This window comes from Kitasatospora sp. NPDC001225, from assembly GCF_053597855.1.
Window position 1 is genome coordinate 21,435 of the sequence record NZ_JBSFJC010000107.1, and the last position, 7,391, is coordinate 28,825.

At 74.2% G+C, this 7,391-nt stretch carries 7 protein-coding genes; 6 read left to right on the plus strand and 1 reads right to left on the minus strand.

The genetic code is table 11. From position 1 onward, the window contains the following. Positions 1–66 precede the first annotated feature (66 nt). Both miaB and ACWDCZ_RS29315 read left to right on the plus strand, forming a co-directional pair. Complete coding sequence (gene miaB / locus ACWDCZ_RS29310) at positions 67–1,569, plus strand: tRNA (N6-isopentenyl adenosine(37)-C2)-methylthiotransferase MiaB (protein WP_255357448.1); 1,503 nt, start codon at positions 67–69, stop codon at positions 1,567–1,569. 78 nt (positions 1,570–1,647) lie between these two features. Beyond that, positions 1,648–2,346 carry a class III extradiol dioxygenase subunit B-like domain-containing protein gene (locus tag ACWDCZ_RS29315; protein ID WP_117489707.1) on the plus strand — a complete coding sequence of 233 codons (699 nt, stop codon included), beginning with the start codon at positions 1,648–1,650 and terminating at the stop codon, positions 2,344–2,346. Positions 2,347–2,371: 25 nt separating this feature from the next. Here the strand turns inward: ACWDCZ_RS29315 and ACWDCZ_RS29320 are convergent, their stop codons facing one another. After that, the gene (locus ACWDCZ_RS29320) at positions 2,372–2,641 is read right to left on the minus strand and encodes an antitoxin (RefSeq protein WP_241853171.1); all 270 of its coding nucleotides are present in this window, start codon (positions 2,639–2,641) and stop codon (positions 2,372–2,374) included. 163 nt (positions 2,642–2,804) lie between these two features. Here ACWDCZ_RS29320 and miaA point away from each other — a divergent pair, with 163 nt between their 5' ends. From miaA to ACWDCZ_RS29340, 4 genes are all read left to right on the plus strand, one after another. Then, positions 2,805–3,749: a tRNA (adenosine(37)-N6)-dimethylallyltransferase MiaA gene (gene miaA, locus ACWDCZ_RS29325; RefSeq protein ID WP_449817395.1), complete on the plus strand. Its 945-nt coding sequence runs from the start codon at positions 2,805–2,807 to the stop codon at positions 3,747–3,749. A 228-nt stretch (positions 3,750–3,977) separates the two neighbouring features. Further along, positions 3,978–4,490 carry a hypothetical protein gene (locus ACWDCZ_RS29330; RefSeq protein WP_049658893.1) on the plus strand — a complete coding sequence of 171 codons (513 nt, stop codon included), beginning with the start codon at positions 3,978–3,980 and terminating at the stop codon, positions 4,488–4,490. 32 nt (positions 4,491–4,522) lie between these two features. Continuing rightward, entirely contained in the window at positions 4,523–5,428 is a 906-nt protein-coding gene (gene dapF / locus ACWDCZ_RS29335; protein ID WP_449817396.1) for a diaminopimelate epimerase, read from the plus strand. A gap of 259 nt (positions 5,429–5,687) precedes the next feature. Continuing rightward, a partial coding sequence (locus ACWDCZ_RS29340) for a RelA/SpoT family protein (RefSeq protein ID WP_449817397.1) occupies positions 5,688–7,391 on the plus strand: 1,704 nt, incomplete at its 3' end.

Sequence of the window (7,391 nt, forward strand, 5' to 3'; positions counted from 1 at the left end):
ACGGGAGGGGAACGGGTGGTGGAAGCTCCGGGAAAAGCCCTTCGCCGCTGCCCGTACCCTGGTCTGGTGAGCGGTGAGAGCGGATTGAAGAGCTACAAGGTCGTCACGCACGGCTGTCAGATGAACGTCCACGACTCCGAGCGGCTGTCCGGCCTGCTGGAGGACGCGGGGTACGTCAAGGCCGGGCCCGAGGGCGACCCGGACCTGGTGGTGTTCAACACCTGCGCGGTGCGCGAGAACGCCGACAACAAGCTGTACGGCAACCTCGGCCAGCTCGCGCCGGTCAAGACCCGCCACAAGGGCATGCAGATCGCCGTCGGCGGCTGCCTGGCCCAGAAGGACCGCGAGACCATCGTCAAGCGCGCCCCCTGGGTCGACGTGGTCTTCGGCACCCACAACATCGGCCACCTGCCGGCGCTGCTGGAGCGGGCCGCGGTCGAGCGCAAGGCCCAGGTCGAGATCCTGGAGTCGCTGGAGACCTTCCCCTCCACCCTGCCGACCCGCCGCGAATCCGCGTACGCCGCCTGGGTCGCCATCTCGGTCGGCTGCAACAACACCTGCACCTTCTGCATCGTCCCCGCGCTGCGCGGCAAGGAGGAGGACCGCCGTCCCGGCGACGTCCTCGCCGAGATCGAGGCGCTGGTGGGCGAGGGCGTCATCGAGGTGACCCTGCTCGGCCAGAACGTCAACGCCTACGGCTCCGACCTGGGCGACCGCGAGGCCTTCTCCAAGCTGCTGCGCGCCGCCGGCCAGATCGAGGGCCTGGAGCGGATCCGCTTCACCTCGCCGCACCCGCGCGACTTCACCGACGACGTGATCGCCGCGATGGCCGAGACCCCGAACGTGATGCACCAGCTGCACATGCCGCTGCAGTCCGGCTCGGACCGCGTCCTCAAGGCGATGCGCCGCTCCTACCGGCAGGAGCGTTTCCTCGGGATCATCCGGAAGGTCCGCGAGGCGATGCCCGACGCGGCGATCTCCACCGACATCATCGTGGGCTTCCCCGGCGAGACCGAGGAGGACTTCGAGGAGACGATGCACGTCGTCCGCGAGGCCCGCTTCACCAACGCCTTCACCTTCCAGTACTCCAAGCGCCCCGGCACCCCCGCCGCGGAGATGGCGGACCAGGTGCCGAAGGAGGTCGTGCAGGCCCGCTACGACCGGCTGATCGCCCTCCAGGAGGAGATCTCCTGGGAGGAGAACAAGAAGCAGGTCGGGCGGACCCTGGAGATCCTGGTCGCCGAGGGCGAGGGCAAGAAGGACGACCAGACCCGGCGGCTCTCCGGCCGCGCCCCCGACAACCGGCTCGTGCACTTCACCAAGCCCGAGGAGCCGGTGCGCCCCGGCGACACGGTGACCGTCGAGATCACCTACGCCGCCCCGCACCACCTGCTCGCCGAGGGCCCCGCGCTCGCGGTGCGCCGCACCCGGGCCGGCGACGCCTGGGAGAAGCGCCAGGCCGCGCCCGCCGCCAAGCCGGCCGGCGTGCTGCTCGGCCTGCCGAAGATCGGCGCCCCGGCGGAGCTGCCACTGGCCGCGCCGGCGGGCGGGGCCTGCTGCGGCGACTGACACCGTGCCCGGTACGGCGGCCTGACGGGAGGATCCACTCCCGCCGGGCCGCCGTCGTCGTTGGCTAGAGTGATCCGCATGCTGGTAGCCGCCGCCGTGTGCCCCTGTCCGCCGCTGCTCGTCCCCGAGGTCGCCGCCGGGGCCGCGCCCGAGCTGGACGGCCTGCGCGCGGCCTGCGACGAGGCGCTCGCGGCGCTGGTCGCGGCCGGACCGCAGCTGGTCGTGGTGGTCGGCACCGGGCCGGCGGCCGAGGTGTGGACCGAGGGCGGGGCCGGCTCCTTCCACCGCTACGGGGTGCCGCTGGTCGCCAAGCTGCCCGGCGAGCGGGTCGAGGGGCCCGAGCTGGCCCCCTCGCTGACCGTCGGCGCCTGGCTGCTGGAGCGCGCCGGGGTGGGCCTGCCCACGCACGCCTGCGCGGTGCCCGCCGACGCCCCCGCCGACCGCATGCTCGGCCTCGGCCAGGGCCTGGCCGGGCTCGCCGACCGGGTCGCCCTGCTGGTGCTCGGCGACGGCAGCGCCTGCCGCTCGGTGAAGGCGCCCGGCTACCTGGACGAGCGGGCCGAGGGCTTCGACACCGCGCTGGCCGCCGCCCTGGGCACGGCCGACCTGCCCGCCCTGGCCGCACTGGACCCGGGCCTGGCCGCCGAGCTCAAGGCCGACGGCCGGGCGCCCTGGCAGGTGCTGGCCGGCGCCGCGCAGGGCGCCGGCCTCACCGGGCGGCTGGGCTACCAGGACGCGCCGTACGGGGTCGGGTACTTCGTGGCGTCCTGGTCCTAGCAAGTCGGCGGGGCAGGCCTGCGGGTCAGGACCGCGGGGCCTGCGGGGGCTGCTCCTCGTCGCCGGGCTTCGGCTTGTGGGCGAAGTCGCCGACCGCGCCCTTGGCCTTGCCGGCGCCGTGCTCGATCTTGTCGCTGTACTTGCCCTTGGTCGCCTTGTCGATCGCGCCGCCGGCCTTGTCCACGGCCTTCTCGATCTGGTCGCTGTGCTTGCCGGCGAACTCGCTGGCCTTGTCCTTGAGCTCCTCGGCCTTGCCCTTGAGGTTGTCCATCAGACCCATGGCGATCTCCTTCATCCGCTGTTCCCCGCACAACGACCGGGCTCGGCAAAGCGTTCGCAAACCGGCCCAACCGGGGAAACGGCCGGAAAGTGTCCGGGAAACAGTCATATCCTCGCGCAGTCGCGGGCGGGTGGCAGCCCGGTCCGCGGGCGCCCGGCCGTTTTGCGAGACTGGAGCGGTGAGCAGCTCCCGTACCCCGCGCGTCATCTCGATCGTCGGCGCGACCGCCGCCGGCAAGTCCGACCTGGCCGTCGCCATCGCCCGCAGTCTCGACGGCGAGGTGATCAACACCGACTCGATGCAGCTGTACCGGGGCATGGACATCGGCACCGCCAAGCTCACGATGGAGGAGCGCGGGGGAGTGCCGCACCACCTGATGGACGTCTGGGACGTCACCGAGGCCGCCAGCGTCGCCGAGTACCAGCGGCTGGCCCGGGCCGAGATCGACCGGCTGCTCGCCGCCGGCCGCACGCCCGTCCTGGTCGGCGGCTCCGGGCTGTACGTCCGGGCGGCGATCGACGAGATGGAGTTCCCGGGCACCGACGCGACGGTGCGGGCCCGGCTGGAGGCCGAGCTGGAGCAGGCCGGCCCGTACGCGCTGCACCGGCGGCTGGCCGAGCTGGACCCGGCGGCCGCCGAGGCGATCCTGACCGGCAACGGGCGGCGGATCGTCCGCGCCCTGGAGGTCATCGAGATCACCGGGCAGCCGTTCACCGCCAACCTGCCGAGCAACACCGCCGTCTACGAGGCGGTGCAGATCGGCGTCGCCGTGCCGCGCCCCGAGCTGGACGAGCGGATCGCGCTGCGGGTCGACCGGATGTGGGAGGCCGGACTGCTGGACGAGGTGCGGGAGCTGGAGAAGGTCGGACTGCGGGAGGGCAGGACCGCCTCCCGGGCGCTCGGCTACCAGCAGGTGCTCGACCACTTCGCCGGCGGGTGCACCGAGGACGAGGCCCGGGCCGAGACCGTCCGGGCCACCAAGCGCTTCGCCCGCCGCCAGGAGTCCTGGTTCCGCCGCGACGACCGGATCCACTGGCTCTCCCGGCCGGCCGGCACCGACCCCGTCGAGCTGCTGGAACGCTCCCTGGAACTGATCGACCGTCAGGGAGTTCCGGCCGCGTAGGAAGGGTTTCCGGCCAATCCGGCGGTGCACCTGCGCGCGCAGGCGACCGTGCAGGACGAACCGGCGGTCACGGGCCGATCACGTGATGGCCACGGATCACCCGTCGACCCCGGTCAGGCCCGGAACGCCCCTCTGGACATGCCATCATCGATGCCGTAGGGGTCGACCGAACGGGCCGGCCGTGCCCGGCCGCGAGTCCGCTCGTGTCGAACTGTCAGGGGAGGCCGTGTGTCGACGGGTACCGGCCCCGAATCCGGCCAGGGCGGGAGCGTCACCGTACCGGCCGAGGAGTTCGACGAGTCGACGATGGGCGACCTGCCCGTGCTGACCGGCCTGGAGGCGCCGACCTCCTACGCGGCCGCGGTGCCCGCCCTGGACACCCGCACCCCGCCCGGCGGCGCGGTGCACGAACGGGAGATCCGCCCGCTGCGCCGGCTGCGCTGGTGGCAGACGCTGCCGATCGCCCTGCTGGGCACCCTCGGCTCGCTGATGTTCGCCTTCCCGCTCGCCTTCGGCTCGGCCGGGGCGCGCGCCACCATGGTCGGGATGCTCGGGCTGCTGTTCACCGCCGCCTCGATGGGCTGGGGCGCGATGGCCGCCCGGCACGCCGGCTACACGTGGCCGGGGCTGCCGCGACGGGGCTCCGGGCAGCGGGCCGGCTGGAAGGCGATCGCGGTCTACACCCTGATCGCGCTGGCCGCCTGCGCGCTCGCGGTCTGGCGGGTCGCCTACCTGCGCTGAGCGCCTCCCGGCGGCTCAGTACCATCGGAGGGGTGAGCGCATCCTCCCCCCAGCAGGTCGGCATCCCCTTCTTCAAGGGCCACGGCACCCAGAACGACTTCGTCATCGTCCCGGACCCGGACGGCGCGCTGGAGATCGGTCCCGAGACCGTCGCCGCGCTGTGCGACCGGCGGGCCGGCATCGGCGGGGACGGGCTGCTGCGCGTGGTGCGCGCCGCCGCCGACCCGGCCGCCGCGGCGATGGCCGACCGGGCCGAGTGGTTCATGGACTACCGCAACTCGGACGGCAGCGTCGCCGAGATGTGCGGCAACGGCCTGCGGGTCTTCGCCCGCTTCCTGGTCGAGGCCGGACTGGCCGAGCCGGGCGCACTGGCCGTCGCCACCCGCTCCGGGGTGCTCACCGCGAAGGTCGCCGGGGCCGCCGCGGACGGCACGCCCGGCGACGTCACCATCGACATGGGCCGGGCCCGGCTGCCCGGGCCGGACGGCATCGAGGTCGCGGTCGGCGAGCGGCGCTGGCCGGCCCTGAACGTCAACATGGGCAACCCGCACGCGGTGGCCTTCGTGGAGAGCCTGGAGCACGCCGGGGACCTGTACACCGCGCCGCTCACCAGCCCGGCGGACGCCTACCCGGAGGGCGTCAACGTCGAGTTCGTGGTGGACCGCGGGCCGCGGCACGTCGCGATGCGGGTGCACGAGCGCGGCTCGGGCGAGACCCGGTCCTGCGGCACCGGCGCGTGCGCGGTGGCGGTGGCGGCCATCCGCCGGGACGGCGCCGACCCGGCGGTCACCGGCGAGGCGGTCTCGTACACCGTGGACGTGCTGGGCGGCCGGCTGGTCATCACCGAGCACCCGGACGGCCGGGTGGAGATGGCCGGTCCGGCGGTGATCGTGGCCGAGGGCCGGCTGGACGGGAGCTGGTGGGAGTCGGTCCGTTAGGGCCCCTCTCCGGTGGGGCCCGTCCTCGAACCCGCGTCCGTGGGGCGACAGGCCCGGGGGCCGGCAGCCCGGTTTGCCCAATTCGTTCGGTGATGAATCCCCCCGATCGGGTGATACCGGTCGCGGACGGGAATCAGGGCGTCGCGGAACGTGCTCTGCTCGGTAGCATGGACCACCGGGTCGATCACCCCATGGGGAGGGGTGTCGAGATCACCCCCTCGGACGGGGCGGCGCCCGGCGACCGTTGCCGGAGGTGCCGATGACCATCGAAGCCGGGCAGCCCCTGGGGCAGCCGACGACCGTACGGCAGGGAGGGGCCAGGCGGCCCCTCGGGGAGCTCGGCCTGGCCGCCCTCGGCCGGGCCGGGCGGGCCGCCCTGCTCGCCACCGGCCGGCCGCCCGTGCCGGACGCCCTGGAACCGCTCGTCCGGGTCCACCGCCGGCACCATCCGCAGGCCGACCTCGGCCTGCTCGCCCGGGCCTACCGGCTCGCCGAGGCCAGCCACCGCGGCCAGAAGCGCAAGAGCGGCGAGCCGTACATCACCCACCCGCTGGCCGTCACCATGATCCTGGCCCAACTCGGCGCCGGGACGACCACCCTGGTCGCCTCGCTGCTCCACGACACCGTCGAGGACACCGAGTTGACGCTGGACCAGGTGGGCGCCGGGTTCGGGCCCGAAGTCGCCTACCTGGTCGACGGGGTGACGAAGCTGGAGAAGGTCGACTTCGGGGCCGCCGCCGAGGCCGAGACCTTCCGCAAGATGCTGGTCGCCACCGGGGACGACGTCCGGGTGATGGTGATCAAGCTCGCCGACCGGCTGCACAACATGCGCACCATCCGGCACATGAAGCCGGCCAGCCAGGTGCGGATCGCCAAGGTCACCCGGGACGTGCTGATCCCGCTGGCCGAGCGGCTCGGCATCCAGGTGCTCAAGGCGGAGCTGGAGGACATCGTCTTCGCCACCCTGCACCCCGAGGAGCACGCCCGCACCCGCGCCCTGATGACCGGTCACGAGGCCGAGCCGGACACCCTGCTGGAGCCCTTCGCCCGGCAGCTGGCCCGCCAGCTGGCCGAGGGCGGGGTGGCCGCCGAGGTGACCGTCCGGCCCCGGCACTGCGTCTCGCTGCACCGGGTGCTGCTCCGGCGGGCCGCCGTGCCCGGGCCGGACGGCCGGCCGCAGGGGCCGCGGCCGGCCGACTTCGGGCGGCTGCTGGTGGTGGTCGAGGAGAACGCCGACTGCTACGCCGTGCTCGGCGAGCTGCACACCTGCTGGACGCCGCTGCCCGGGGAGTTCAAGGACTTCGTGGCCGCGCCCAAGTTCAACCTCTACCAGTCCCTGCACACCGCCGTGGCGCTCAGCGGCGGCGCGGTGGTCGAGGTGCTGGTCCGCACCCGGCGGATGCACGAGGTGGCCGAGACCGGGGTGGTCGCGCTCGGGGACCCGTCCCCGGCCGGCGCCGTCCAGGACGCCGACGAGCTGGACCGCACCGACCCGGCCCGCCCGGGCTGGCTCAGCCGGCTGCTGGAGTGGCAGCAGGAGACGCCCGACCCGGACGCCTTCTGGTCCGCGCTCACCGCGGACCTGGCCGGCGACCGCGAGATCACCGTGGTGACGGAGAGCGGCGAAACGCTTCAGCTGCGGGCCGGTGCCACCTGCGTGGACGCGGCCTACCTGCTCGGCGAGGAGACCGGCCACCGATGTATCGGCGCACGGGTCAACGGGCGGCTCACCGCGCTGTCCACCGTGCTGGAGGACGGCGACCAGATCGCGGTGCTCACCGAGACCCTCCCGGCCGGCGGCGGACCGCCCTCCGGCCCCGCCCCCGAGTGGCTGGCGCACGCCCGCACCCCCGCCGCCCGGCTGGCCATCGAGCGCTGGCTGGCCGATCCCCCGGCCCGGCAGCCGGCGGTCCGCACCGGCCCGGCCGGCGGCCAGCCCGCCCCGCCCGGGCGCCCGGCCGCC

Bases quoted from the DNA above. Each gene is read 5' to 3' on its own strand.
- ACWDCZ_RS29315 (WP_117489707.1), top strand. From the start codon at position 1,648: ATGCTGGTAGCCGCCGCCGTGTGCCCCTGTCCGCCGCTGCTCGTCCCC.
- ACWDCZ_RS29320 (WP_241853171.1), bottom strand. From the start codon at position 2,641: ATGAAGGAGATCGCCATGGGTCTGATGGACAACCTCAAGGGCAAGGCC.